This is a genomic window from Paenibacillus helianthi (assembly GCF_001909055.1).
In the GTDB taxonomy this organism is placed as follows: Bacteria; Bacillota; Bacilli; order Paenibacillales; family Paenibacillaceae; genus Paenibacillus_AQ; species Paenibacillus_AQ helianthi.
Map to the genome: position 1 here is coordinate 105,698 of NZ_LVWI01000081.1, position 25,138 is coordinate 130,835.

A 25,138-nucleotide genomic window follows, 5' to 3' on the forward strand; every position below is an offset into this window, starting at 1 on the left:
ATTATGATCCAGGAACTAATCAATGAGCACAACAAAATGATCAATCGGTTGGACACTCAACTGATTAGTCAAATCCAGCTTGTAATCGACTTTACTCTAATGGCCCTGCGGCAAAATGGATCCGTATACTTAATTGGCAACGGCGGCAGTGCAGCAGATTGTCAGCATTTAGCAGCAGAGCTGGTAGGTAGATTCCGAATCAATAGAGGTGCGCTTTCCGCTCATGCGCTGACGACGGATACTTCAATTATGACAGCGCTCGGGAATGATTACGGATATGAGGAAGTGTTTGCAAGACAAATTAAAGGATTTGTTCATAAAAGTGATATTGTATACGCTTTCTCGACCTCTGGCGACAGCAAGAATATTGTTCGTGGAGTTCAGGCAGCCCGAGAAATAGGTGCAATCATTATAGGGTTTACCGGGAAAACAGGTGGAATGATGAATGAATTCTGCGATGTATGTATCCAGGTGCCAACCACAAATACTGCTAGAATTCAGGAGGCACACATCATGATAGGGCATATTATATGTGAAATAGTGGAGAAAAGTTATTTTGAGGAACCTGTATGTTGAGAGCAGATGGGTTCGATGAATTACTAGGCAACTTGGAATTACCAGCTATAATCTGTCTTTTAAGTGAAGAAGCCAAGGGGCTTTATTACAACTCAGAGTTTGGGAATAGAACCATGCCTGAAAAAACGAAAGATATTCATCAATGTTTGCATACCACTGGGCATGGTAGCGAAAAGTCTTATTTATTGTTTATAGACTATATGGACGGATTTGATCTGCCGCTTTATCTTTCTTCACCGCAAGCTGTTAGAGACCAAATTAAGATAGAAAACAGGGAAGAGGGCTCTTATTTTTGGCAGGAGGGCATATTTTGGGCGCTGCTTCGAAATAAACGAGTTTATATGCAAGCTAATAGGAACATTGAGCTTAGGCCGATTATTCAGAAATTCCTAAAGCTGATGAATTGAGGAGGTGAGTAGGGTGAAAGAGTTGCTCCGCCAGTTATATGGGGTGAAGTATACAGATGTGAAGCTGCACAGCCAAAGGCATTTCAATGATATCTTTCAGTTTCAGATTAACGGTTGCCCAAAAGTAATCAAAATGTCTAGAAATAGATTCTTAAAGGAAGAACAAATTGGATCAGACAGCTTACATAAGGAAGCGCATATTCTTAGAAAGTTAGAGGCAACAGATCTTCCTGTTCCAAAGGTAGAGTGTGTGGGGTATCTGGGTAACCAAGAGTATTTAATCATGCAACAAATGAAAGGTGTTCCCATTGGATCTGTATTCTGGGATATCGAGCCGAGCCAAAGAGCTAGACTTATTACCGAATTGCTTCAATATCTAAAGCAGGTGCATTCAATGAAAGTAGTGGATTTTTTCCCGGATGAAAAAAAATCGGTTGCCGATTCCTTGCTTGCCAAACTACATGAGTATCAATATGAAAGGCCGAATTCCTCCTACCGAAAAGCAATAAATTATCTTATCCATTCTATGTCATGTGTTTTTCCAAATCCCTATGAACCGGATTCACTGCTCCATAGTGACCTGGGACCACAGGCGAACAATATATTAGTCGAGAAACATAAAGGTAATTGGTTTATTAGTGCAATATTGGATTGGGAGCGTTGCCGGTTTGGAGATCCCGTTGAAGAATTATGCAGGCTTGAATTTGAGCTAGCAAAATCATGGATGCATCAATCGTTATGTTCTACACCATACGTCCTTAACGACTTATTAAATCTGGATTTGCTGAAGGAGTATGCCTTCGTCAATGTCTCGGAGGATATTCTGGACTGGTATCGTCAGTATACGACGATCTTGCCTACCCGATGGTATCTCAAATCCTACAAAAACTATTGATGGATGGTGATTAATTTTATGAAGGAGCATAGGATAAAAGCTTTGCTGTTCGATTGTGATGGGACGTTAGCAGATACAATTATGGCTCATGAAAAGGCCTATCAAAAAGTGTTCAAGCAAAATAGTTTAGCTTTTGATAAAAATTTATATTATAGAATGTTTAGCTGTGGCTCTTTGAGCATGCTTAAGGATATGACAGGAGACAAATATGATACAAAGGTCCTGCGGGAACTGATTAAACAAAAAAACACTATAATAACTGAATATCTAGACAGGTATATGGTACCTAATTTTATGCTTGTGCAAAAAATCAAAGAGTCCTTTTACGGCCATTTCAACCTTGGAGTAGTTTCGAATTCCTCAAAAATTTCTGTATCACATATTATAGAGCGCCTTGGCTGCCGTAATGTGTTTGACGTGATATTAACGAAAGAAGATGTCGTGTACCTCAAGCCGCATCCTGAAATCTACTTGCGGGCCAGCAGACTATTGAAGGTTAAGCCACCTGAATGTCGGGTGTTTGAGGATTCGTTGGTTGGAATTGAGGCAGCTTCAAAGGCCGAAATGAAGACAGTCAAAATAAACATAAAAAAATGCAACAAAAAGCATAGAGCTTGCAATGATCAAATCTTAATGATGAATATCAACTAAGTGAAGACGGAGGCTTGCATGGAGATTTATGAACGTATCTGGGGAGGACTGTCTTCGTTGGCTTGTGGTGATGCACTTGGCGTGCTTGCGGTTGGCTATAACCCGGCTGAACTTATAAATACATACGGAGCAGTTCCACGTAGGCTGGTTACGCCTATTCCTTCAAGTCCATCCCGGACCAAGTGGAATTATGGTGAAGTCACGGACGATACTTATCAAACAATTGTGATTGCAGAGAATCTTGTCTGTTACCATCGAATTAATAAAAAAGAATTGGTTAAGGCATTTATCTGCCTGCCCGATAAATATGCCAAAATCGAATCTTCGACCGGAAGATTGAAGAAGGATCCCAATCCTTATAAGAGGCGCTTTTCAGTTAATTCTGGAGCAGCTATGAGGATTTCTCCACTAGGTATAGCTTTTTCCATAAAAAATGAGGTGAGACTTGTCTCTGAGGTTCTGAAAGCGACGCAAATTACCCACAACAGTAAATCCGCCTTAGCTGGAGCTGCGGCGATAGCCTTTGCCGCCAGCGCTCTTCTGGATGGGTGCGCATGCGATCAGGTTATTGAACAATCTATAAAAGGCGCATGGTTAATGAGAGGTTATGGCGATTGTGATGGATTGCCAGCAGTATATCAGGAAATAGAAACCGCATGCAATTTAGGTTACGAAAAATATCGGGAAAAGGCAGGTGAAGGAGATTTATTCGGAGGCTTAACTGTCCAAGCAGTCCCGTTTGCTCTTGCGCTGGCTTCTGCATTATGGAACGCGGAAGCTGCAATTTGCAAGGCAGTCGAAATGGGAGGTGATACAGATACTATAGCTTCAATTACGGGTTTATTGTGCGGAATCTGTAATCCACGAAGCACACCCAGCCATATTCTAAAAGTCATTTCGGAAAAGGATACACTGCACAGGCTAGCCGTGGGTTTAGCTGATATCAGATGTTAACTAAGATTGAATGGAGATAGATCCATGCGAAGAATAGACAAACCGGTTTTGCCGCTAAAATCGAATATTGATTCCCAACAAGGTACTATTCTGGTCATTGGGGATATTATCTTGGATCAATATTGTCTTGGTGATGTTGAAAGAATTTCACCTGAAGCCCCTGTGCCTGTGTTCAACTGGCAGAGTGAATTCTATTGTTTGGGGGGGGCCTCAAATGTCGCCTGTAATGTCAGATCCCTTGGGTGGAAGGTGAAAATAGGTGGTTTTGTAGGTAATGATGATGATGGCAAACAGGTAAGGAGATTATTGCATTCACATGAAATTGATGGCATCGGTGTGAAAAATTCTTTGCAAACTATAAAAAAAACGAGAGTTGTATCAAGAGGAAATCAGTTAATCAGGATAGACTACGAGAATAGTTCACTTAAGGCACAATATAACCACGATGAACTCCTTGAGTGGTTCAATGGTGAGTTAAGTGGAAATATCAAGGCGGTCATTATCTCCGATTACAATAAAGGAGCATGCGCCAACTTTCTTTGTCAGGAAATGATCCTGGAATGTACCAGGAAGAATATCCCGATAATCGTTGATCCTAAAGAAAAATATTGGGAAAAGTATCGTGGGGCCACTTTTCTTACGCCAAATCATAAAGAGTTCCTCCAAATTGCAGGAATTTCAGGAAATGATGAACAGGAGATCAGAAATAAAGGCATGGAACTACGAAATCAATTGAACGTAGATCATCTGCTTATTACTCGTGCCGAAAAAGGCGTATGCCTGATAAATGAAGAAGGGACAAAAGAATATCGGTCCTACGCTAATCAAACCCGGAATGTGACCGGGGCAGGAGATTCGTTGGTTGCAGCATTAGCAGTAGCCGTTGCCGAAGGAAGTGGAATCGAGCATGCAGTGTACTACGCCAATATTGCAGGAGGTCTTTCAGTAGAAAAGGACGGAACCAGTAGCGTTAACAAAGCCGAAATAAGAAAAAGGATAGCTGAGATAGAAAGTGAATTAAATGATTTTCGGGCAAAAATAGCAAGCCTTGATGAAGCAGCAGAACTAGTGGGGAAATGGAAAGCAGACAGCGAAAAAATCATCTTTACTAACGGATGTTTTGATTTGCTTCATTATGGGCATATTCACTTGCTGAAGCAAGCCAGAAAATTTGGGGACCGTTTGATCGTAGGGATCAATTCGGATAAATCCGTAAAATTTTTGAAGGGAAAGAAGCGGCCTATCATTAAGGAAAAGGATCGGTTGAGAATCATTGCATCCTTCGATTTTGTGGATTGTGTCATTATATTCGATGAACCGACACCATTAAATCTTATACATGAGCTGCAGCCTGATGTAATCGTAAAAGGCGGGGATTATGACAATGCCAATGTGGTGGGCAAAGAGATAGTTAACGACGTCGTTATCGTTCCTCTGATCGAGAAATATTCAACGTCTTCCATAATTTCTAACATACTCTTCAATTATAGTTCAGAGGAGCTGATATAAATATATGATTATCGTTACCGGCGGTGCTGGTTTTATTGGAAGCAACCTGGTGAGAAGGTTGAATCAACTTGGAGAGGATAATGTGATTATAGCAGATCGTGTTTCCCCTCATACCTTGGGAAATCTAAAGGGTCTTAGATACAACATGATATTGTCTCCGGATGAATTGCAAGAACGTATGTCGGACCCATTCTTTGCCTCGGAGGTAGACTTTATTTTTCATGAAGGTGCCTGTTCGGATACGATGGAGACCGACAGTGACTATCTGTATGCAAATAACTTTTTGTACAGCAAGAAATTGTTGGACCTAAGCCTAAAGAACAGAATTCCTTTTGTATACGCTTCATCGGCTTCAATATATGGCCAGGGTACGGGTGGTTTTGTCGAAGATTGTTCCAAATGTAAGAAACCGATGAATTTGTACGCGCATTCAAAGTATCTATTTGATCAATATGTAACATCCATACTCCCAGATGCAGAGAGCCAGATCGTTGGATTGCGTTACTTTAATGTTTACGGATCTGGGGAAGCCCACAAAGGGAGAATGGCCTCAATGATCTATAAAATGTATTTCCAGCTTAAAGAACATGGGGAAATCAAACTGTTTCGGGGAACAGAAGCTGACCGTGACGGTGAACAAAGAAGAGATTTTATCCACGTTAATGATGTCATAGACATAAACCTGTTCTTTTTACAACGACCTGCGATTTCAGGGATTTTCAATTGTGGTACAGGAATAAGTTGCAGTTTTAATGATATTGCGTGGACAATGATAGGAACATTGGGATACGGAAGGCTTACCTATATTGATTTTCCTGAGGAGCTGATTGGAAAGTACCAGATGTTTACAGAGTCGAACAACAACAAACTCAGGAATGCAGGCTATCTCTCAGAATATACCTCTATACAAGAAGGGTTGAAGCAGTATCTCAATTATTTATGTGAAAACAATCCAATAATGAAGGAGAAGCTGCTATGATTTATAAAATTATTGTGCAGAATTATGAAACCAGTATTGGAATCATCATTAAGGAAAGCAGCAGTTTATGTGATCGGTTGATAAAACTGTTAGAAATCACTTATGACGTTCGCTTAATGAATGATGAAAAGGGTGAATGGGAGATGAATATCAGCATAGAACCCGACCTCTCAAGATATGCCCAATCCTATACCTCTGCATATTCACCTCATACAATCGAACATGGAGAGATGGCTATGATCGGATTTCTTGACAGTGAAATGCACATTTTCAAGGAAAAAGAGTTCTCAATATATCGTAATAGTCACAAACTGAGCATTACAGGAAGCTGTGAAAATATCGTATATGAAATCACTCGTAAAGCCATTCGGCAAATTCAGACAAGACAGCTGGAACTTGGAGGAGGTGCGAGGCTGCACGCCTCATCTTTTGAGTATAATGGGAATGGAGTCGCCGTAGCAGGCAATAAAGGTGCCGGTAAAACAACTACACTGCTCAGCATGATTGGCTATTGTGGTTCAAATTATATTACCAATGATGTGCTTGAAATCAGAAGGGGAGGCAATGACAAGCTTCCGTCCGTTAACGGTTGGCCAACAGTCTGTTTAATCGGCAGAGGAACATTGGCTTCAATTTCTAAATACAGTTCATTACTGCCAAGCGAAGAAAATAGCGGGGATAATTCACTGCCGAAAGTGCCGATTGCAATCAACGAAATTGAACAGGCACTGGGTACCAGTATCGTTAACAGAAGTTCACTGCGGCATATCATTTTTTCCAGGATCGATCTGGGAGAAGAAGTCTCTAGTATTAAATCTTTGAGTTACGAAGAAGGGATTTCACAAATCTCGGCTCATTTTATTAATGAAGACAGGGATCATCCGGATTGGCTACTGTTGAAATGTGATCAGGAACCCAATTTTCGGGTACATGGACTGCTAGAGGGAGTACACTTTTACGAGTTGGCAGTTGGGCAGAATCTTGAGCAAACAACTGCTCTGATTATAGAGAAGATAATGGAAGATTCAAGTGAAACCTCCATAGCGGGAGAAGGGATTTAACTGAAGTCAGACACCGGAAAAGATCAAAGCGCCACCATTGATAAGCCGGTTTCGTTGTGGCGAGTCTACTGGTGGGCATTATCCTTTGTAAAGCCTTATATACTGATCTTATCGCTGCTTATTTGCTCATATTTTTTATTATCCTCTGCGGAATTGTTTATCCCAAAATATATTCAATATTTTGTGGATGTTATTTTTCCGGCTAAAGACTATAGCAAGTTCTCCCTCTTTATCTTTGTGCTAATTGGAGTCATTGTAGTAATACTCGCTGCCAAAATGATGCAAAATACGCTAAGTCGTCATCTCCAGGAAAAAGCCGCCAAGGATATTCAGTTTGCCGTTTTCCAACATCTGCGCAAGCTGGGGTTTGCTTATTATGAGCAAAATCCGGTAGGGAGAACGCTCTCATTGCTAAATACAGAAGTTGCATCCATGCAAAGTCTGTACCGCCAGTATTTTCCTGTACTGATCGAGGGTCTTATTTTTTCATTCATTTCGGCTGTAATGATGTTGTCCACCAGTCTTCATCTTTCTGTCATCGTGCTGCCGAGTTTCCTGCTCTATTACGTATTTGGACCGATGCTTGAACGCAAAGCGGCAATTCACGGGAAGAACATGTCGCAAGCCCGCATTGATGAAAATCAGAAGGTATATGAAAGTATATCCGCTTCTTTAGAGCTTCGTGCCTATGAATCGGAAACATGGGAAATCGGCAGATACGAGCAAAAAGTGAAATTATACAACGCAAGTATGATTAAAGCATATTGGTATGCATATCTCCGGGGGACAAACAGACGAATCACTTATAATATTGGCGGCATTGCCATTTTTGTATATGGTAATTTTCTGTTTGGACACAGCCAGTTATCCATAGGTGAGTTTATCTCATTTATCCTCTATTACTTTACGGTTATGCATAGGTTGACGGCTGTCGTGACCAACATTACCGAACAGAGGCTGCTTATGCATCAGGCAGAACGATTGTATAGCTTCTTACGTTCGGAGCCCTCACTAGTAGAAGCGTCAAATCCAGTGGGGTTGATGCCAGTAAAGGGGGATATTCGCTTGGATAATGTCTGCTTTACGTATAATTCTGGACAATCGGTTCTAAACGGGCTAAATTTATCGATCGCTGCTGGTGAACGGGTAGCTATTGTGGGGAAGAGCGGAAATGGAAAAACCACGATATTGAAGCTGATTGGACGGTTTTATGATCCTGATAATGGGAGTATCTTTATAGACAATGTTCCATTGCGAGATATTTCATTTTCATCCTTGCGAATGGCGATGGGTTATGTATTTCAGGATACTTATGTTTTTGGCTCCACAGTAACGGAGAATATAAAATTCGGTAAACCGGACGCAACCCAGGAGGAAGTTGTGAGGGCCGCAAAAGCGGCATATGCTCATGATTTTATCCTTAATCTGCAGGATGGGTATGATACACAAATTGGTGAACGGGGAGTTAACCTTTCAGGAGGTCAAAGACAACGAATTGCCATCGCACGCATGTTTATTCACGATCCAGCAATTATTTTGTTAGACGAGGCCACCTCAGCTTTGGATAATACAAGCGAGATTCAAGTATTTAAAGCGATGAATGAGCTTTTTAAAGGAAGGACTATTATTGCTGTTGCCCATAGGTTATCGACAATAAAGGACTTTGACCGATTTGTGGTCATTGAAGCCGGGATAGTGGTAGAGAACGGGTCATATGCTGAGCTATTGGCATTGGGTGGAGCCTTTAGCACACTTGCAGCTTCCAGAGGGACGGAGGCTTCGGGTGGCTAATTATAAGTGGTTATGGTCTCATGTTAGAAAGATAAAGGGCTTGTATGGGTTATCCTTTCTGGTATTGTTTTGTGAGGCGTTATCTAATGTGGCAACAATTGCTCTCCAGCAAAAAATGATAGACCGCGTCATGATCGGAGGCCAAACAGACAAATTCTGGTTCATCTTGCTTCAACTTGGAATAGCATATCTGACATATTCCATCTTGTTCACAATTGGCCCCCATCTATTGCAGCATTCAATTGCCAAAATGCGGACATCAATGGGGATTGAGTTAATGAAACATATATTCCGAATCCCGGTAAGCGTAATACAAAAAGAACGCACGGCGGAATATGTATATCATTTCACGCAAGATTTGCAGGTAACTGCACACTTTGGAGCAAGTGATTTTCCGAGACTGTTCCAACAGGCAGTATCTGTGATTGCAATCATCATTTTAGTGGATAAGGCCAGTCCCATCATCTTGATGGTTTTATTGCTATTTGTGCTGATGTATATCATCATCGGGGGGTATTTAGCTCCTATCAGAAAAAAAATATCCTCCGGGGTTAACGGCCATCGTTCAAAATTGTTAATCCATCTGGAGGAAGGGGTTTCATCCACGAGGGAAGTGATTGCCTTTCATCGGGAAGAGTGGGAAAACCGTTTGTATAATAAAAAATTCATTGCCTACTTCAATAGCATTGTTAAAGAGGGGGAGATCATTAACCGACAGATTATGCTGAGTGATCCGCTGAAATGGGGAGCAGTGATCTTTATTTTTCTCTATGGTGGAAATCTTGTTCTGGATAACAGACTGACGATAGGCATGTTTGTCATTTCTTTTCAGTTCACTACAAAACTTATGGATTCCTGTAATTCTTTATATCAGGCCATTATGGGTTTGTCAGGAAAGTTTGCTTCTGTGGAACGAATATGCAGGTTATTGGCGGTTGAGACAAGTCCGGAAGGTAACGAAACGTTAAAGGGTCCAATTCAATCCATTTGCTTCAGGGATATATCTTTCAAGTATCAGACACAAGAGGTTCTCCGGAATCTTGATCTGAATTTTGACTCCGCAAAGAAAATTGCTCTAGTCGGGTCAAGTGGCTGTGGAAAATCCACCATAGCAAGTCTTCTCATTCGTTTTTATGATCCACATGCCGGGACAATTCTGGTGAACCGCCAGCAGTTTAGGAATATTCGGAGAGAAGATTGGATGAGAAAAGTCACGCTGGTCTCCCAGGAACCCTATTTCTTTCCGGATACCATTCGGATGAATCTTTTGCTGGGGATAACCCATATTAGCGAGTTCAGGATGATTGAGATGTGCAAGGCAATGAGGATTCATGATTTCATCAAGGATTTGCCCGATGGCTATGATACAAAGATTGGGGAACGGGGAGTTGCTTTATCAGGGGGGCAAAGGCAGAGACTTGCTCTTGCTCGTGCATTGCTCCGTGATTCGGAAGTGCTTATCCTAGACGAGGCGACATCGGCGCTTGATCTGGAAACGGAGCGTCATGTTCAGAGTAATCTGGATAGATTGCGATATCAAAGGATGACAATAATCATTGCTCACCGTCTCTCTACCATCCGTAATGCGGATATCATCTTCGTGATCAATCAGGGTAGCGTTTCTGGAACGGGTACACATGCTGAATTGCTTCAAGACAATCCATTATATCAAAGCTTATTGTCAGGTGAAAAAAATAAGTCTGATTATATAAAATGGAAATCAGCCAATGATACGGGGCAATAATCAAGGAGGGATCAAGCTATGCCGCTTATTTCATCTACCGAAATGCTGCAGATAGCTAAGACAAATCATTACGCGGTTTGTGCTTTCAATATTCATAGCTTTGAAATGCTTCAAGCTGTTGCAGAAGCAGCGGCTGAAACGAGCTCACCGATTATCATTCAGACTTCTATCAACACTGTGAAGTATTTGGGCCTAAACTATCTTGTCGCAGCCGCAGCGGCGGCATCCGAAAATACTGGAATTCCGATCACGTTGCATCTGGATCATTGCACTGATTTCGATATGATTGTCAGATGCATCAGAGCGGGGTATACGTCAGTCATGATTGATGCTTCCATGCATCCGTTTGAAGAAAATGTCAGACAGACGAGAAAAATTGTGGAAATCGCCTCTGCGGGAGGGGTAAATGTAGAGGCGGAACTAGGTAATGTTGGCAATGCATCGGAAGACTCACTGCCGGGAGTGGAGGGTTTGGAACTGGCAGATCCTGAAGCATGCAAATTGTTTGTTGAAAGTACAAGGGTGGCAACATTGGCCCCGGCAATTGGTACAGTCCATGGGATTACGAGACAGCATCCTGAGATTGATTTTGCAAGAATTGGACAGATCGCCGAAAATGTTGACGCCCCACTTGTGCTTCACGGAGGTTCCAGCATACATGCCGCACATTTGAGAAAAGCGGTAGAACTGGGTATTGCCAAAGTGAACGTAGCAACAGAATTACGTGTTGCTTTCTCGGAAGCAATTAGACAAGTCTTCTCCAGCCGACCAGAGGAGAATGACCCACGCCGTTACATGAACGCCGCCAAAGAGGCTGTGAAGCGGCTGGCCATCGAAAAAATGGAGATTTGCGGGTGTATCGGCAAAGCGGGAGATATTTGAGCAGATATCTATAAAATATAAGGGTATATGCTTCGCTTCGCGCCATAAATCGTATTTCTAATTGTGAGAGCAGAAATAAAAAGACCCTACAGCCCCTAATGGGGTCTGTAGGGTCGCTTCGTTTTTATACGTGTAGCAGACTACAGGAATTAGACAAACAACAAGCGGGAATTGATGACGAGCAAGCTGAAGAGCATCAAAATCGCGCTGTGCTGGTCAAAGTGAATATGGAACTGCACCCATTCCTGATTCTCCCCTGGATCATGTCTGGTACCCGCTGCCGCGCTTGTAGGTGTGGCATTATCGGGATAATGAACAGCACATGCGCAGGGAGGTCCCTATCGCTATTCAGCCGACTAATGCTAGTCGTTCTGGGATTTTAGTATACGAAGCCCCTTGTGTAAATGGTTCTTCAACTGCCCGGAGCTGGCTTTGCCCCAACTAACAGGCAATCCATCCACGGTTACCAACGTCCATCCGTGCAGTTCAGGAGGAACAGGAAGACCTTCGCCGCGCAGCCAGGCCTGAAGATCCAGACTGTCGGCTGCCAGATCGTAGCTGCGTGTCGCCTGTTGGGGCTGAAGAGCCATGGCTAGGGCATGTGCCGGTTCAATGCGGTTTTTTTTTCAGATGCGCAATGTGCAGTCCTGCACGCGGCACCTTCAGGCCATCCAAGAGACCTGTATGCAAGCTGGTGTTGAACGCTTCTGGGAGCAGATATAGCGATTCTCCGAAGAGCAGAGGTATACCCTGTCCGGTAAACCCCGGAAGCTCGTCAGCCGCCCAGTTCATAAACTGCTGATAGGCATCGCGGACGGAGGAAGGCAGCTTGGGTCCGGTTTTGCTTCGGCCACTACCGCGTTTATTGCGGATTGGCGCAGCTTCTTCGGAGGACGCCTTATGGAGCAAGGCGACGAAATGGCCTTCGCCTTTTTCCAGATGAGGCCAAAGACGTTTCGTTTCGAAGAGTTCCATATCAGGTTAGCTGTCTAGAAACCGTGATATCGTATCCTCATTCTCCTTATGGTTGAAAGTGCAGGTGGAGTAAGCCAGACTGCCTCCCGGCTTAAGCATAATGTAGGCATCCTGCAGGATATCCCATTGTCTGGCCGCGCACATTTCTACATGCTCCGGGGACCATTCGCCGATCCCGTCAGGGGCTTCCGGCAATTCCGGCACCGACAGGGCTGAAGGGCAAAGTCTTTCAAGCCCGGAAGAAGCCAGCGCAACTAAAACACTCCGCGCCGGAGGGGTATAAGAGCGCCGGCGGGACCGCAGCTACAGGGAACCTGGAGCGAATGAACATCGGATCTTCCGGGTCGGAAGGTAATCCAGAAGCCATTATGGGCGAAATCCGTTCCGCTGCGGCTCAGCCGCCAGGCATTAGCATGTAACCTGCTCGGCGAATGGAAAAACGAGCTGGATGCAGCCGAAGCCGACTATGCCGGACAGGCAGGAGCGGCTGTGCAGCAGAAAAAGGGCGAGATCAGCAGCATCCGGACCGTAAAAGAACGCGAAGCACAGAAAAAGCAGTCCGAAGCGGAGCGGGAAGCCACCCAGGCGTATAGCAAAGCCAAGAAGGATGCGGACGGGAAGCATGCAGAGGAAAAGGCAAAGGAAGAAAAGAAAGGCGGCTTCCTCGGCTGGGTGAAGGACAAGCTCGAAGCCGTGGTCGAGGTCGTCAAAAAGGCCGCCAACTTCATTTTTGAGGGTCTCGGCAAAGCAGTGAAGTTTATTTTTGAAAAAGCCAAACAAGCCGTGCTGGGCATTATTGAACTGGGCCACAAGCTGATCACCACCCTCATCAAGGGGCTGGGCACGCTGCTCAAAAGGCTGGTCTGCCAAAATATGCAGCAAAATTGACGGAGTCGTCAACAAGGCCGTTAAGGCGGTCAACCAGTTGGCGCAGAAGCTCAAAACCAAAGTCACACAGGTCATGGACTTCCTGGCCGCGAAGGTGGATCAGGCGCTGGCTGCGGTGCAGAACTTCTATACCAAGTTAATCTCAACCCTGGGCAACCTGCTCATTGCTACGTTTTTGGATGTACTGGCCCGGATTGGGGCGCTCGGCAAGGCGGCAAAGCGTTCGCTCAGCCACTTGGAAGGCAAGATGTGGGAGTATCTGCTGGGAGTAGACATCTCCAAGCCTATGGGGGCAGGAGCGGCGGAGCATACGCAGGACACCGGTCAGCCTCAAGCGGACGAGAAGCTCACCGCAGACGACATCGAAATGGAGTCGGTCGAAGCGGGTGAGATGGATCCGGCACTGTTGCAGGAAGCGAACCTCAAGGACGGCGAGAGCAAGCAGCTGTCAGGCAGCCGGGAACCGGCCACTGCCGATGTGGTCAACAACGTTTTCTTTGAAAAATTCTACAAGATTAAGCTTTATGTGGGCCCATTTATATTGCTTTTACATAAAATCCCTTGAGGAGAATGTCAATTGTCCTTCAAGGGATTTTTTTATGCTTCATTCCTGTTATTTAGACTTTTTATGACAAAATGCATCATTACTTTATATATAAAATATGTTACTTATTTACTATTTACAGCAATCTCAATAAAAGTTATTGTATTAAAAGGAAATGAATGTATTTCAGGATTTACAATTCATTTTCAAAAAGCGTTAAAGGAGGGATGAAAGAACAATAACGCATACAAATGTATGTCTTCCTTGTCGGCTCAGACTCAGGTGTAAAAATTTAAAATTCGAGGAGAGAGAACTGTGAAAGCAATGAAAAAACTTTTTGCTGGATTGATGATGCTTACTCTGATTTTTGGTGTATCTTTTGCCGGGTCGGCATTTGCCAGCGGTAATGAGGTCAAGCTTATTGACTCGGATGTAGGCGTTATGTATAAGCCTGGATATGTCGGGTTCAGCGGCAATATTGAAGTTGCTAATCTGGGACCCGTGAAGAATGTGAGTGTCCATTACACGACAGATAACACAAATTGGTATGATACGACTGCATCTTATGCAGGGCCGGGGGATGTAAATCGTGAGAAATGGCATTTTGCTATTTCCAGAACGGATGCTTCAACAGATCATTTAGAGTTAAAGAATCTGAGCTTCATCAAATTTGCGATTAAATACGAAGTGAATAACCAGACCTATTGGGATAACAACGAGGGAGCGAACTATTACAATGAAGTGAATCATACAGTTCCCCTGAGATCTGTAATTTTGGGAGCACCAAACGTGCTTAACGCTAATAGTACTCTGAGTAATGGTGAATTTACCGGAAATATTTATGTGAAAAACCTGAATCCGACGAAAATAGTAAAAATACTGTACACAACGGACAATTGGGCAACGACTCGTGAGGGCATTGCCACTTATTCTGGCTCCTTGAATAATTTCAATAGTGTTGAAAACTGGAGCTACAGTTTCAATGTTCCGGGTGCTACAAATATTAAATATTCGATTTCGTATACAACTGGCGGACAAACGTATTGGGATAATAACTATGGTCATAATTACGAGGTATTCTAATTCATATTAATATACATTTAATAGCAGGATCTCAGGCGGCCTAATATTCCGCTCTGAGATCCTTTTCTATGTGGCGGCTTTTTTCATACGATTAGTAACTGCTTATGCGAAGTAAGGTACGGTGATTGGGTCAGCTGACTACTGCTCGTCGTTCTGGGATTTTAGTATACGCAGCCCCTTGGGTAGATGGTTCTTCAACTGCCCGGAGCTGGCTTTGCCCCAACTAACAGGCAATCCGTCCACGGTTACCAACGTCCATCCGTGCAGCTCAGGAGGAACAGGAAGACTTTCGCCGCGCAGCCAGGCCTGAAGATCCAGACTATCGGCTGCCAGATCGTAGCTGCGTGCTGCCTGTTGGGGCTGAAGAGCCATGGCCAGGGCATGTGCCGGTTCAATGCGGTTTTTTTTCAGATGTGCAATGTGCAGTCCTGCACGCGGCACCTTCAGGCCGTCCAAGAGACCTGTATGCAAGCTGGTATTGAACGCTTCCGGGAGCAGATACAGCGATTCTCCGAAGAGCAGAGGTACACCCTGCCCGGTAAACCCCGGCAGATCACCAGCCGCCCAGTTCATAAACTGCTGATAGGCATCGCGGACGGAGGAAGGCAGCTTGGGTCCGGTGTTGCTTCGGCCACTACCGCGTTTATTGCGGATTGGCGCAGCTTCTTCGGAGGCTGCCTTACGGAGCAAGGCGACGAAATGGCCTTCGCCTTTTTCCAGATGAGGCCAAAGACGTTTCATTTCGATGAGTTCCATATCAGGATAGTGATCCAGAAACCGTGATATGGTATCCTCATTCTCCTTGTGGTTGAAGGTGCAGGTAGAGTAAGCCAGACTCCCCCCCGGCTTCAGCATAATGTAGGCATCCTGCAGGATATCCCATTGTCTGGCCGCGCACATCTCTACATGCTTCGGGGACCATTCGCCGATCGCGGCAGGATCTTTACGGAACATGCCTTCTCCTGAGCAGGGAGCATCCAGCATAATCCGGTCAAAAGCCTCCGGGAATCGGCGGGAGAGTTCTCCCGGGGCAGCGCTAGTTACAACAGCGTGGGGAATGCCGAGGCGTTCCACATTTTCTGCAAGTATTTTGGCCCGCTCCGGGTGAATCTCATTGGAGATGAGCAGGCCTTGTCCCTTCATGAGAGCAGCGATATGGGTGGTTTTTCCTCCTGGCGCAGCGGCTAGGTCAAGTACAATTTCACCGGGCCGAGGTGCCAGCAGCTCGGCTGCGGACATTGCGGAGGGCTCCTGAATATAATATAATCCGGCGGCATGATAAGCATGCCGGCCCGGCCGGGACGGCTCCTCGTAATAATATCCCGAAGCGCACCAGGGTACGGGGGTCAGGCCAAATTGGATCCGTGCGAGCTCCGCAGCTGCGTGGCCTGTGCCTGAGGTGCTTTTTAGCGTGTTAAACCGCAGACCCTGGGTCCGCCGCGCAGTGTAGCTCTCCAGAAAAGCGTCCGCTTCCTGTCCCAGCATCTCTCTAATGCCGGCAGTAAAAGCAGCGGGCAGCCGTTCTTCATTCATACATCATTTCTCCTCTTGTTAAAAAATATAAGAATAGTTTCGGGTTCTTCTTAGTTGCTGTTTCAGGTGGATACCGATAAAATCAAGGTATGGGACCTTAAGCGTACCTGTAAATCTACATATATAACTATATCATAATTGCCGGGTCTCACCGTATACAGGGCAATTGTAAAGGGGATGTGCCTTATGAACTTGCTGCAAGCGCTATTCTTCCCTCCGGAGCAACCCGGTGGTGTATCTTCCATGATCCCTTATTTACAGGAACGGTTTCGTTCCAGCCGATGGGAAATGGATTTGTTCTGGCTGCCTAAGCGTATCCGGGGCAAAGGCCGCGAAGATATTAGTTTTGAAACTTTTGACTGGACTCTCTATGGCGAAAGCCCGGTTGTGCAAAAATATATTCAAACCTACAGGGATTATTTATGGTGGACCAAGCTGCGTATGACCAAAAAGTACGACCTGATTCATGCCCATCATCCGATTGCAGGGTTGGCAATGAAAAAGATTTATCCTGAGGTTCCGCTTATTCAAACTTTGCATTCCAGCTACGAACGCGAGCTGATCTTGAATGGAGCGATTATTGAAGGTGGCTTGGAGCATCAATTTCTCGTCTCGATTTACCGTGAGCTGGAGCATGTCAGCGAACGGTTGATGACTGTGTCACGCTCATTTGCCGACTACTTGGCTCCCTATATTGACCGGCCGGACGGCATCGGAGTCATTCCGAACGGTTTTGATGAGAAAAGATTCAAGCCGGTGCCGCATGACAACGACATTCCGCAGTTGGTGACCGTAACCCGTCTTGTACCGGCCAAAGGGATCGACACGTTATTCAAGGCTTGTGCTGAGCTGAAAAAACGCAATCATGAATATGTGCTGCATATTATCGGAGACGGCCCTTGCCGCGCAGAACTAGAGCTGCTGGCACAGAATCTCGGTATATATAATGAAACTATTTTTTACGGATATACCCTGCACCCCGAAGAATTCATGCCGTTTTTTGATATTTTTGTACTGCCGTCACGGGCAGAAGCATTCGGCTCGGTGTTTGCAGAGGCAGCACTTAGCTGTCTGGCACTGGTAGGTACCAATGTAGGCGGAATTCCGGAACAGATTGAAGACGGGGTAAACGGACTGCTGGTTGATCCCGATGATGAGCTGGCCCTGGCAGATGCGCTGGAAAAGGTGATCACCGATCCCGGCTATCGTTACGAGCTGTCGCGTTCGGCCTGGGATAAAGCCAAAAGCTTGTATTCCTTGACACGTGTAGCCAATGAGCTCAAAAAAACGTATCTGCAGTATCAGCCGGGATTGAAAGGGTGAGGTTATGATTCCTTTTCGTTTCCTGCATGCTGCAGACCTGCATCTGGACAGCCGTTTTGCCGGTCTGTCACAGCTTCCGCAGACGATCCGCTCCTACTTAAGGGAGTCCACCTTCGCCGCCCTCGGGCGGCTTGTTGGCGTAGCCGTTCAGGAAAAAGTTGATTTCGTGGTCATCAGCGGAGATGTCTACGATATCTCAGACGCTTCACTGCAGGGCCAGCTGCGCTTTCAGGAGGCGCTTCAGGAGCTGGGCAGACACGGTATCGCTGTATTCCTGATTCATGGCAATCATGATCCGCTCGATGGGCCGCGTCTCTCGTCGGAGCCTCCGGCGCATGTGACCGTATTTGGCAGCGGGGAACCGGGACAAGCGATAGCCTTAAGACGCAGTGACGGCCAAGAGGTGGCTGTAGTCAGTGGAATATCGTACCCTACGGCCAAAGTGACGGAGAATACGTCCCTGCAGTTTCAACGCCTGCCGGGAAGCGAGTTGTTCCACATTGCTCTTTTACACGGAAATGTTGATGGGGATTTACAGCATGAGACCTATTCTCCCTGCAGCCGTAAAGATTTGATTGGCCGGGGTTACGATTATTGGGCACTGGGACATATACATAAACGCAGTATTCTGCATGAGCAGCCGCCGATCGTATATCCCGGAAATATCCAGGGACGCAGTGTCAAAGAGACTGGACCTAAAGGATGTTATGTCGTAGATGTGAATCAGGAGGGTCAGGCGTCTCTCCAGTTTCACGAATTGGATGCTGTCCGCTGGCATGTCCGTGAGCTCTCCATTGAAGGACTGGCAGATGAAGCGCAGTGGGCTGCGGCCGTGGAAAAGATGGTTGAGGAGATCAGGGAGGAGCTTCCGGAACGGATGTCAGTGGTGCGCTTCCGGCTGACAGGAAGAGGTGCTGTACACAGAGTGCTGGCGGAGAAAGGCGCTGCGGAGGATCTGCTTGCTGAGCTGCAGCGGCGGGAGGTTGTGCGTGCAGAACGCAATGAGTACGCTGGTCTGGTGTGGACGGAAGGGTTTGCGCTGGAAACAGGCCTTGCTATCGACAGGGAGTGTCTGGCTCAGGAGGACAGCTTCCTTGGCGAAATGCTGCGGCTGGCAAGGCAGAGCGAACAGTCCTCAAGCATGCTGGATGAACTGATGGACCGTGCGCTTAAGCCGCTAATGGAGAACCGGGAACTGCGCCGGATGCTCGCTTCCGCCTCTCGAGAAGAGAAGCTGGGCTGGCTGAGAAGTGCGGCGGAGCTCGGAATTACCCTGCTTGCCGGAATGGATGATCATGCAGAAGCTGGGATTCTCAGCGAAATCGAGATTCGGGAAGAAGGGGCTGGAGCGGAGAGGCCTTATCAGGGAGATCGGGGGAATGCCGGATGAGGATTGAGGAGCTGCAGATTAGCGGTTACGGCCGTCTGCATAACCGGGAGTTGAAGCTGGATAGCGGTATAAGCTTGCTCTACGGGCGCAATGAAGCTGGTAAAAGTACTACCCTGCAGTTCATCCGTGCCATGCTCTTCGGCATTCCGGGGAGAGCCAATCTACATGAACGTTATGAGCCTGCGCAAGGGGGACAGCATGGCGGAATGCTGGCTGCACGTGACCAGGAAGGCTCACTTTGGAGAATTCGCCGATATATGGCAGGTGGAGAGATACAAGGCAGAAGTGAAAAGCTGCACATCACCGTCAGCCACCTGGACGGAACAACCGAAGAACGGAGCCAGGCAGAAATGGAGCGGCGACTTCTCGGGGGCATCTCCCGGAGCATGTTCCGTCAGCTGTTTGCTGTCTCACTAGATGAGCTGCAAGAGCTAGGTGCATTGCAATCTGAGGAAATGAGCAGCTATCTTTTCCATGCCGGGATGGGAGGCGGCGGAGAAATTATGCGGGCTGAGCGGCGCCTGCAGCAGGATGCCGATAAGCTGTACAAGCCGCGAGGCAAGGTGCAGGAGGCAGCCAAAATTCTGCAGTCGATTGAGAAGCTGGAGAGGGAAGCGGCTGAAAGCCGTTCCTATCTGCCGCGCTATAATCAGAACACAGCGGCGCTGGAAGCCGCGGAGCTGCAACTGGCGCAGCTGGAAGAGCACCGCCGGTCGGCAGCGGGCAGACTGACCCTGACACGCAAAGCCCAGGAGATTCGTGAGCTGTGGCTGAAATGGAGCGAAGCCCGGCTCGAGCTTGCGGAGCTTCCGGTAATCCCTTCTTTTCCAGAGAATGGCGCTTCCCGCTGGCAGTCGCTGCAACTGGAATTGCGCGGTGCTGAAGCTACGGTATTCCGTCTTCAGCGGCAGTACAGCGAGCTTGCCGCAGAACTGACGAAGAATCTTCCAGATACACTTCTTCAGTCGCAGGGACCGCGTCTTGAAGCGCTGGACCGCCGGCGCAGCAGTTATGAGGACAAGAAAGCAGAAGCGGAACGTCTTGCAGCTGAAATGGAAGCACTGGAGGACCATCTGGAACGGGTTCTGCGCGGGATCGGTGCAGGCTGGGGCACAGCCGAACTGGCCGGGTTCTCCGGAACGGCGGCTGATCGTGAAGCCGCACGGCGCTTCGCGGCGGGATTCAGCGCGTATGACCGCCGCATGGAAGCCCGGGAAGCGGAGCGGCAGACGCTGCGCTCCCGCCTGGCTGCTGCCGCTGCTTCGCTGCAGGCGGCAGAACGGGCCCTGGCGCGCGAGCACGCCGCCGGTGCCGCCGATTTTGCGGGCCTTGCTGCGCGCAGCCCGCGTGAACTGCTGCAGCTCTGGGACGAGCTGCAGCTGGCTGCCGAGCGCTGGCGCGAAGCGCAGCTCGGCGGGGAACCGCTGCGCGGCCGCGGCACCGCAGGCAGCGGCGCAGACGGGCGCCGGGCGCAGCGCTACCGGCGCTTTCTGCTGGCGGGCACAGCGCTTACGCTGCTGCTGCCGCCAGCGCTGTGGCTGACCGGCGCCTCGCCGGTCAGTGCCTGGGCCGCGCTCGGCCTGCTGGCCGCAGCGGACCTGGCCCTGTGGGCTGCCCTGCGCGCGGAGCGCAGGGCGGACGTTGCCCCGCCGGAGCACGGCGGCGGGGCGGGCAGTGCCGCCGCAGCCGAGATGCGGCGGCTGCGCGGGCTGTTGCTCTCCGGCGCGGAGCCGGAGAGCGTGCTTGGCCGGCCGGGACGGCGGCCGGCGGAAAGCGCCAGCCCTGATGCAAGCGGGCTGGAGGCTGGAATGAAGGAGCTTCGCAGACTCATGGAGGCCTGGAACACCTGGCGGCAGCGTATCGAACGGTTGGCTTCCGAACGGGAGGCCTGCCGGATAGAGGTGGATTCGCTGTCGGGTCAGGAGCGTGCACTTGCTGCCGAATTGGAACAGGCCGAGGCTGATTTCACCAAGCTGGCCGGACGTTATGAAGAGTGGCTGCAAGAACGCAAGCTGCCTGAAGGGCTGTCGCCCGAAGGACTGCCGGATATCTTTGCGATGGTGGATCAGGGCAATGAGCTGCTGCGTCAGGAGCACAAACTTTCAATGCGCTTCAGGACATTGGAATCGGAGTGCTCGGCCTTTGAGCAGGACGTGCTGGCGCTGATGACTGAGGCCGGAGCTATGCTGACGAAAGGGGCTGGAGTGGATTGGGCTGGCTCGAACCGGCCACATATGGCCCTTACGCCTGTATCGGTTGAATTTACGCATTCAGATATGGATAGTGCAGCTCGCGACATTCCTGCTCTTTCGCTATCACAACCGTTTGAAGCAGGCGGATTATCCCTCCTCAGCTGGCTGGAACTGAGAAAGCGGGATTGGGATCTGCTGCAGAAGGAAGTCCTTCGCCGGGAAGGGATGAATGCACGGCTGCTCGAGCTGCAGGAAGAGCTGGCGCTGAGCACCAGGGGCCTGGAGGATTTGTCACGGCGCTCCGGCGGGCTCCTGGGCGAGGGCGGTGCTTCGGACGCAGAGGATTTTCTGCGGCGGTCATCTGCTGTACAGCGGCGCATCGAGCTGACGAAATTGATCCGTCAATGGGAGCTGGCCATGTTCGGAGGCTGGGAGAATCGATCCAAGGCTGAGCTGTTGGCCCTCCTGGAGCATTACGATTCGTACACTCTGGAACAGGAAAGGAATGCTGCGGAAGAGGCTGCGGTACGCATTGAGGAAGATCGTAATGCCTTGCTTCAGCATCGCGGGAAGCTCCTGCAAGAGCGGGAATACTTGAAGGAGCGGGGGATGGAGGATTCAGTCCCCCAGCAGCTGGAAGAACAACGGGCGGCGCTGAGAGGAATAGCAGGCCAATATGCGGTGACTGCACTTACTGCCGAGTTGATGGGGAGAACGCGCCGTATCTATGAACAGGAAAAGCAGCCGCAGGTGCTGCGGCTGGCCTCTGAATATTTTGCCAAACTTACCGAAGGGGAGTACCATCGGGTAGTAATGACGCTCGGCAACAAAGAGCTAAAGGCGGAGCATAAGAACCTTGGACTGCTGGACAGCGGCTTGCTTAGCCGTGGTACGGCGGAGCAGCTGTATCTGGCCATCCGGCTTGCTCTTGCGGAGACGATGACACATCAGGCAAATCTTCCACTGCTGTTCGATGACTTGTTTGTTAATTTCGATGAACGCCGGCTGCATGCGGCGCTTAGCCTGCTTGGAGAACTGTCAGCAACCCGGCAGATCATCATGATGACCTGTCATAGACATGTGACTGAAGCGGCATCCCGGATCATTCCCGCCGCCTCGGTAATTTCGGTCTAGAGCACAGCAATGCGGATTTTACCGTCAGGCAAGCGAAAATATGCCTGTGAGGGTCTTGCGGTGGCGACGCTCGGAGCAATCAAAAGTAAAAATACCTTTGAATGAGCTCCACCCGCGGGCATCCCCAATCCGCATTACCTGCCGTATTGGGCGGCCCGTCCGGTTCATTGATCCAAAGGTTCAGCATTACAATATTACCGCTCATTCCCAATGTACCACCTGCCGTTATCCACAGGCAGCAGCTATTTCCGTGTAATCCGGATCACTGGTTTTACCGCAACAATCGTGATCCCTTTGACGTTAGTGGCAGGGGGATCACCTTTTTGTGGAGGCGGTGACATCGGAGCGCGGAGCAACATTACGACCCACACCAGCGAGACGGCGCCGAAGATGGGATAGAAAATAGAAAGCAGCGAGCTGAAACCAAACTGGCTGAACACATAGCAGATTAGCATGAGGATCGGGGTCACCAGGGCGGGGGCGATGGGCAGACGCTGCTCAAGCTGTGTACCGACGCCATAAATATCAGCCACAAAGGTACTGAAGATCTCCATGAATATTAGCATCAGATAGATCCCCTGCACCACTGGACCAAGGCGGACCGCGATGCTGCCCATCGGAATCTCGAACTGAAGAATGCCCGGCATCTGTGAGCTCATGGCAAAATGTGCAGCAAGTAGCATGAAGCCGATGCCTACCCCCCCGAGAATCCCGCCTCTCCGCAGTGCTCTCTCATCATTCGTATGCCGGGCCAGAGGTACCAGTACGGCTTGTGCCATGCCCAGATTAAAGGCAGTGTAGAGAAGCGGCGACATCCAGGCGCTAAAGGGGCTGTGATCCGTCGGTAGAAACAAGAACCGATCTGCACCAGGGACGTTCAGCGTATTAAAAATTATAATTAGCGACAGAGTAAGCATTAACGGCACAACCAGACTATTGATTTGCAGGATGCCTGAAATCCCGCGCTTCAGCAGCAGATAGGACCCGAGAATTGTCAGCAGGAGGCCTGCCTGATAGGGCATTCCGAGATGCTCCTGAAAAATAGCTCCTGCCCCGGCCAACATAATGCTGTTGACACCGATCAGGATGATCATCGTGAACAGGCTGATGCTTTTGCCGACACGCTCACCGAAGAGATGGCGGTTGAAATCTTCATAAGAGTCTGCTCCGATGCGCTGGCCGATAATCATCATTTTGGTGCCGAGCCAGATGAACAAGGCCGTGGAGAGCAGGATGGTCAGCACGGCCCAGTGCCCATATCTTGTAAAGAACCGAAGGATCTCCTGGCCGGTGGCGAATCCGGCACCTACAATGGTGCCAATATAGGTGAAAGCGATTTGCAGAGTACGGACATGGGATTTCATGGCTCCCCTCCTTAATTGTACTGCAAAGATAAAAAATGGCTGTGCCAAAGGATAGCCTTGTGCAGTCCATATAGTACAGGTTATGATGATGAGCAGAAGGACATGACTTCCGCCTAATGCTTAAATAAGGTTATTACGGTGGACGTCTGGAATTATAAAGGGTAATGGAGGTTCAAAATCATGGAATTATTGAAACAACGGATTTTGCAGGAAGGGGTCGTCCTTTCCGATCAGGTGCTGAAGCTGGATGCGCTGCTCAACCACCAGGTTGATCCTATGCTGACGATGGAAATGGGACGGGAGTTTGCCGGGAGATTTGCTGATGCTGGAGTTACACGGGTGGTTACCGTGGAATCCTCGGGTATTGCCGTGGCATTTGCCACCGCTTACGAAATGAAGGTACCACTGGTGTTTGCCCGCCGCAAAAAAACACTGTTAGCTGATCCGGATGCGCTGTGCGAGAGAGTGCCTTCATTCACCAAAGGCATTGTTACAGACATCATGCTCTCCCGTCAATTTATCTCTGCGGATGACAAGGTGCTGTTCATTGACGATATTATCGCAAATGGCGACGCCGCACGCGGTCTCATCAAAATCATTCAGCGCTCCGGCGCAGAACTGGTCGGACTCGGTGTAGTTGTGGAGAAAAGCTTCCAGGCCGGAGCCAGAACCATTAGAGAACAGGGTATCCGTCTGGAGTCGCTTGTCCGGATTATGTCTCTTAGTGAAGGAACGATTGTCTTTGACGAATAAAGGATGACAATTAGAGGAACATAGCCTATTTTTTTAACAACTGCTTTTCACTCTATAAGTTTTCCTTTATAATAACAATTAGACATGAGAGAGGAGGCGTCACAATGGGGAAAGAACCGGTGACAGAGCAATTTTTTATTGATAAACTAACCGAGGCCAAGGATCATTTCGAGCGTGCGCTGGATTGCAAACATACGGAATTCGACGACCTGTATCCCTATATGATTGAACATCCTCAGTTTTTCTGGTACAAACGTTACGTCGCTTGGTCTGAACTTTTGACGATCACAAGCTTGTGTGAAGAATTGTCCTTCAATTGGAGACAGAAATTCACTGATCATCAAGTGGAATATCTGGAACAACGTGTGATGTCCGCTAAAGTTCTTGACTTCTGGTTTGAGAAGAATGAAGCGCTGATATAGAACTTCATAAGATATAAGGTTAGAACTGCAAGTAACTAGACCCGAATGACTACTCATTGGGGTCTTTTTCACGGGTGGATAAGGCTAG

25 protein-coding genes are annotated in these 25,138 nt (G+C 48.1%); 19 read left to right on the forward strand and 6 right to left on the reverse strand.

Features of this window, described 5'->3' with window-relative positions; all coding sequences use genetic code 11:
- Window positions 1–3: 3 nt before the first annotated feature.
- From A3844_RS27560 to A3844_RS27610, 11 genes are read left to right on the forward strand one after another with little or no spacing between them, the layout of a single operon-like run.
- The gene (locus A3844_RS27560) at window positions 4–576 is read left to right on the forward strand and encodes a D-sedoheptulose-7-phosphate isomerase (protein ID WP_074086125.1); all 573 of its coding nucleotides are present in this window, start codon (window positions 4–6) and stop codon (window positions 574–576) included.
- Window positions 570–983: a hypothetical protein gene (locus tag A3844_RS27565; protein WP_074109118.1), complete on the forward strand. Its 414-nt coding sequence runs from the start codon at window positions 570–572 to the stop codon at window positions 981–983. Before A3844_RS27560 ends, A3844_RS27565 begins: the two co-directional genes overlap by 7 nt.
- 13 nt (window positions 984–996) lie before the next feature.
- On the forward strand, window positions 997–1,878 hold the full coding sequence (locus tag A3844_RS27570) for a phosphotransferase family protein (RefSeq protein ID WP_074086127.1): 882 nt from the start codon (window positions 997–999) through the stop codon (window positions 1,876–1,878).
- A gap of 18 nt (window positions 1,879–1,896) precedes the next feature.
- Window positions 1,897–2,529: an HAD family hydrolase gene (locus tag A3844_RS27575; protein ID WP_074086128.1), complete on the forward strand. Its 633-nt coding sequence runs from the start codon at window positions 1,897–1,899 to the stop codon at window positions 2,527–2,529.
- An 18-nt stretch (window positions 2,530–2,547) separates the two neighbouring features.
- The gene (locus A3844_RS27580) at window positions 2,548–3,483 is read left to right on the forward strand and encodes an ADP-ribosylglycohydrolase family protein (RefSeq protein ID WP_074086129.1); all 936 of its coding nucleotides are present in this window, start codon (window positions 2,548–2,550) and stop codon (window positions 3,481–3,483) included.
- Window positions 3,484–3,507: 24 nt separating this feature from the next.
- Window positions 3,508–4,992: a PfkB family carbohydrate kinase gene (locus A3844_RS27585; RefSeq protein WP_074086130.1), complete on the forward strand. Its 1,485-nt coding sequence runs from the start codon at window positions 3,508–3,510 to the stop codon at window positions 4,990–4,992.
- Between the two features lie 4 nt (window positions 4,993–4,996).
- Complete coding sequence (gene rfaD, locus A3844_RS27590; RefSeq protein WP_074109119.1) at window positions 4,997–5,971, forward strand: ADP-glyceromanno-heptose 6-epimerase; 975 nt, start codon at window positions 4,997–4,999, stop codon at window positions 5,969–5,971.
- Window positions 5,968–7,032, forward strand: a complete 1,065-nt coding sequence (locus A3844_RS27595; protein WP_074086132.1) for a phosphoenolpyruvate carboxykinase (ATP) — start codon at window positions 5,968–5,970, stop codon at window positions 7,030–7,032. The genes rfaD and A3844_RS27595 overlap by 4 nt, the downstream gene beginning before the upstream one ends.
- A 54-nt stretch (window positions 7,033–7,086) precedes the next feature.
- A complete protein-coding gene (locus A3844_RS27600; RefSeq protein WP_074086133.1) occupies window positions 7,087–8,823 on the forward strand; it encodes an ABC transporter ATP-binding protein in 1,737 nt (578 codons plus the stop codon).
- Entirely contained in the window at window positions 8,816–10,567 is a 1,752-nt protein-coding gene (locus A3844_RS27605) for an ABC transporter ATP-binding protein (protein ID WP_074086134.1), read from the forward strand. The genes A3844_RS27600 and A3844_RS27605 overlap by 8 nt, the downstream gene beginning before the upstream one ends.
- A gap of 18 nt (window positions 10,568–10,585) precedes the next feature.
- Window positions 10,586–11,449 carry a class II fructose-bisphosphate aldolase gene (locus A3844_RS27610; protein ID WP_074109120.1) on the forward strand — a complete coding sequence of 288 codons (864 nt, stop codon included), beginning with the start codon at window positions 10,586–10,588 and terminating at the stop codon, window positions 11,447–11,449.
- A 362-nt stretch (window positions 11,450–11,811) separates the two neighbouring features.
- Here A3844_RS27610 and A3844_RS33600 read toward each other — a convergent pair whose 3' ends face one another.
- The 3 genes from A3844_RS33600 to A3844_RS33610 are packed head-to-tail and all read right to left on the reverse strand — an operon-like array spanning window position 11,812 to window position 12,619.
- Window positions 11,812–12,039, reverse strand: coding sequence for a methyltransferase RsmF C-terminal domain-like protein (locus A3844_RS33600; RefSeq protein ID WP_074109121.1), 228 nt, complete (start codon window positions 12,037–12,039; stop codon window positions 11,812–11,814).
- A gap of 19 nt (window positions 12,040–12,058) precedes the next feature.
- Window positions 12,059–12,424 carry an RsmF rRNA methyltransferase first C-terminal domain-containing protein gene (locus A3844_RS33605; protein WP_074109122.1) on the reverse strand — a complete coding sequence of 122 codons (366 nt, stop codon included), beginning with the start codon at window positions 12,422–12,424 and terminating at the stop codon, window positions 12,059–12,061.
- A 6-nt stretch (window positions 12,425–12,430) separates the two neighbouring features.
- Window positions 12,431–12,619: a hypothetical protein gene (locus tag A3844_RS33610; protein ID WP_074109123.1), complete on the reverse strand. Its 189-nt coding sequence runs from the start codon at window positions 12,617–12,619 to the stop codon at window positions 12,431–12,433.
- Between the two features lie 294 nt (window positions 12,620–12,913).
- Between A3844_RS33610 and A3844_RS33615 the strand changes: the two genes are divergently transcribed.
- From A3844_RS33615 to A3844_RS27645, 3 genes are all read left to right on the forward strand, one after another.
- The gene (locus A3844_RS33615; protein ID WP_074109124.1) at window positions 12,914–13,312 is read left to right on the forward strand and encodes a hypothetical protein; all 399 of its coding nucleotides are present in this window, start codon (window positions 12,914–12,916) and stop codon (window positions 13,310–13,312) included.
- Between the two features lie 37 nt (window positions 13,313–13,349).
- The gene (locus tag A3844_RS33620) at window positions 13,350–13,877 is read left to right on the forward strand and encodes a hypothetical protein (RefSeq protein WP_074109125.1); all 528 of its coding nucleotides are present in this window, start codon (window positions 13,350–13,352) and stop codon (window positions 13,875–13,877) included.
- Between the two features lie 303 nt (window positions 13,878–14,180).
- Window positions 14,181–14,939: a carbohydrate-binding protein gene (locus tag A3844_RS27645; RefSeq protein ID WP_244169875.1), complete on the forward strand. Its 759-nt coding sequence runs from the start codon at window positions 14,181–14,183 to the stop codon at window positions 14,937–14,939.
- 138 nt (window positions 14,940–15,077) lie between these two features.
- On the opposite strand, the gene A3844_RS27650 is transcribed toward A3844_RS27645, so the two are convergent.
- Window positions 15,078–16,472: an RsmB/NOP family class I SAM-dependent RNA methyltransferase gene (locus A3844_RS27650; RefSeq protein WP_074109128.1), complete on the reverse strand. Its 1,395-nt coding sequence runs from the start codon at window positions 16,470–16,472 to the stop codon at window positions 15,078–15,080.
- Between the two features lie 186 nt (window positions 16,473–16,658).
- On the opposite strand from A3844_RS27650, the gene A3844_RS27655 reads away from it, so the two are divergent.
- Genes A3844_RS27655 through A3844_RS27665 form a run of 3 tightly spaced genes read left to right on the forward strand, consistent with a single transcriptional unit; the run spans window position 16,659 to window position 22,511 of the window.
- Entirely contained in the window at window positions 16,659–17,795 is a 1,137-nt protein-coding gene (locus A3844_RS27655) for a glycosyltransferase family 4 protein (protein WP_074085096.1), read from the forward strand.
- A gap of 4 nt (window positions 17,796–17,799) precedes the next feature.
- A complete protein-coding gene (locus A3844_RS27660) occupies window positions 17,800–19,185 on the forward strand; it encodes a metallophosphoesterase family protein (RefSeq protein WP_074109129.1) in 1,386 nt (461 codons plus the stop codon).
- A complete protein-coding gene (locus A3844_RS27665; protein ID WP_074109130.1) occupies window positions 19,182–22,511 on the forward strand; it encodes an AAA family ATPase in 3,330 nt (1,109 codons plus the stop codon). The genes A3844_RS27660 and A3844_RS27665 overlap by 4 nt, the downstream gene beginning before the upstream one ends.
- A gap of 79 nt (window positions 22,512–22,590) precedes the next feature.
- On the opposite strand, the gene A3844_RS33815 is transcribed toward A3844_RS27665, so the two are convergent.
- Window positions 22,591–22,716, reverse strand: a complete 126-nt coding sequence (locus tag A3844_RS33815; RefSeq protein WP_256702312.1) for a hypothetical protein — start codon at window positions 22,714–22,716, stop codon at window positions 22,591–22,593.
- A gap of 37 nt (window positions 22,717–22,753) precedes the next feature.
- Window positions 22,754–23,875 (reverse strand): YkvI family membrane protein, encoded by a 1,122-nt coding sequence (locus A3844_RS27670; RefSeq protein ID WP_074085099.1) that lies wholly within the window; start codon window positions 23,873–23,875, stop codon window positions 22,754–22,756.
- A gap of 180 nt (window positions 23,876–24,055) precedes the next feature.
- On the opposite strand from A3844_RS27670, the gene A3844_RS27675 reads away from it, so the two are divergent.
- Together A3844_RS27675 and A3844_RS27680 are read left to right on the forward strand one after the other, a co-directional pair.
- On the forward strand, window positions 24,056–24,628 hold the full coding sequence (locus tag A3844_RS27675; protein WP_074085100.1) for a xanthine phosphoribosyltransferase: 573 nt from the start codon (window positions 24,056–24,058) through the stop codon (window positions 24,626–24,628).
- A gap of 104 nt (window positions 24,629–24,732) precedes the next feature.
- Window positions 24,733–25,050 carry a hypothetical protein gene (locus A3844_RS27680; RefSeq protein ID WP_039309077.1) on the forward strand — a complete coding sequence of 106 codons (318 nt, stop codon included), beginning with the start codon at window positions 24,733–24,735 and terminating at the stop codon, window positions 25,048–25,050.
- Window positions 25,051–25,138 lie beyond the last annotated feature (88 nt).

Excerpts from the sequence above, each read along its gene's own strand:
- A3844_RS27560 (WP_074086125.1), top strand. The coding sequence starts at position 4 with ATGATCCAGGAACTAATCAATGAGCACAACAAAATGATCAATCGGTTG.
- A3844_RS27565 (WP_074109118.1), top strand. The coding sequence starts at position 570 with ATGTTGAGAGCAGATGGGTTCGATGAATTACTAGGCAACTTGGAATTA.
- A3844_RS27575 (WP_074086128.1), top strand. The coding sequence starts at position 1,897 with ATGAAGGAGCATAGGATAAAAGCTTTGCTGTTCGATTGTGATGGGACG.
- A3844_RS27580 (WP_074086129.1), top strand. The coding sequence starts at position 2,548 with ATGGAGATTTATGAACGTATCTGGGGAGGACTGTCTTCGTTGGCTTGT.
- A3844_RS27585 (WP_074086130.1), top strand. The coding sequence starts at position 3,508 with ATGCGAAGAATAGACAAACCGGTTTTGCCGCTAAAATCGAATATTGAT.
- rfaD (WP_074109119.1), top strand. The coding sequence starts at position 4,997 with ATGATTATCGTTACCGGCGGTGCTGGTTTTATTGGAAGCAACCTGGTG.
- A3844_RS27595 (WP_074086132.1), top strand. The coding sequence starts at position 5,968 with ATGATTTATAAAATTATTGTGCAGAATTATGAAACCAGTATTGGAATC.
- A3844_RS27610 (WP_074109120.1), top strand. The coding sequence starts at position 10,586 with ATGCCGCTTATTTCATCTACCGAAATGCTGCAGATAGCTAAGACAAAT.
- A3844_RS33600 (WP_074109121.1), bottom strand. The coding sequence starts at position 12,039 with ATGGCTCTTCAGCCCCAACAGGCGACACGCAGCTACGATCTGGCAGCC.
- A3844_RS33605 (WP_074109122.1), bottom strand. The coding sequence starts at position 12,424 with ATGGAACTCTTCGAAACGAAACGTCTTTGGCCTCATCTGGAAAAAGGC.
- A3844_RS27645 (WP_244169875.1), top strand. The coding sequence starts at position 14,181 with ATGAAAAAACTTTTTGCTGGATTGATGATGCTTACTCTGATTTTTGGT.
- A3844_RS27650 (WP_074109128.1), bottom strand. The coding sequence starts at position 16,472 with ATGAATGAAGAACGGCTGCCCGCTGCTTTTACTGCCGGCATTAGAGAG.
- A3844_RS27655 (WP_074085096.1), top strand. The coding sequence starts at position 16,659 with ATGAACTTGCTGCAAGCGCTATTCTTCCCTCCGGAGCAACCCGGTGGT.
- A3844_RS27660 (WP_074109129.1), top strand. The coding sequence starts at position 17,800 with ATGATTCCTTTTCGTTTCCTGCATGCTGCAGACCTGCATCTGGACAGC.
- A3844_RS27665 (WP_074109130.1), top strand. The coding sequence starts at position 19,182 with ATGAGGATTGAGGAGCTGCAGATTAGCGGTTACGGCCGTCTGCATAAC.
- A3844_RS33815 (WP_256702312.1), bottom strand. The coding sequence starts at position 22,716 with ATGAGCGGTAATATTGTAATGCTGAACCTTTGGATCAATGAACCGGAC.
- A3844_RS27670 (WP_074085099.1), bottom strand. The coding sequence starts at position 23,875 with ATGAAATCCCATGTCCGTACTCTGCAAATCGCTTTCACCTATATTGGC.
- A3844_RS27675 (WP_074085100.1), top strand. The coding sequence starts at position 24,056 with ATGGAATTATTGAAACAACGGATTTTGCAGGAAGGGGTCGTCCTTTCC.
- A3844_RS27680 (WP_039309077.1), top strand. The coding sequence starts at position 24,733 with ATGGGGAAAGAACCGGTGACAGAGCAATTTTTTATTGATAAACTAACC.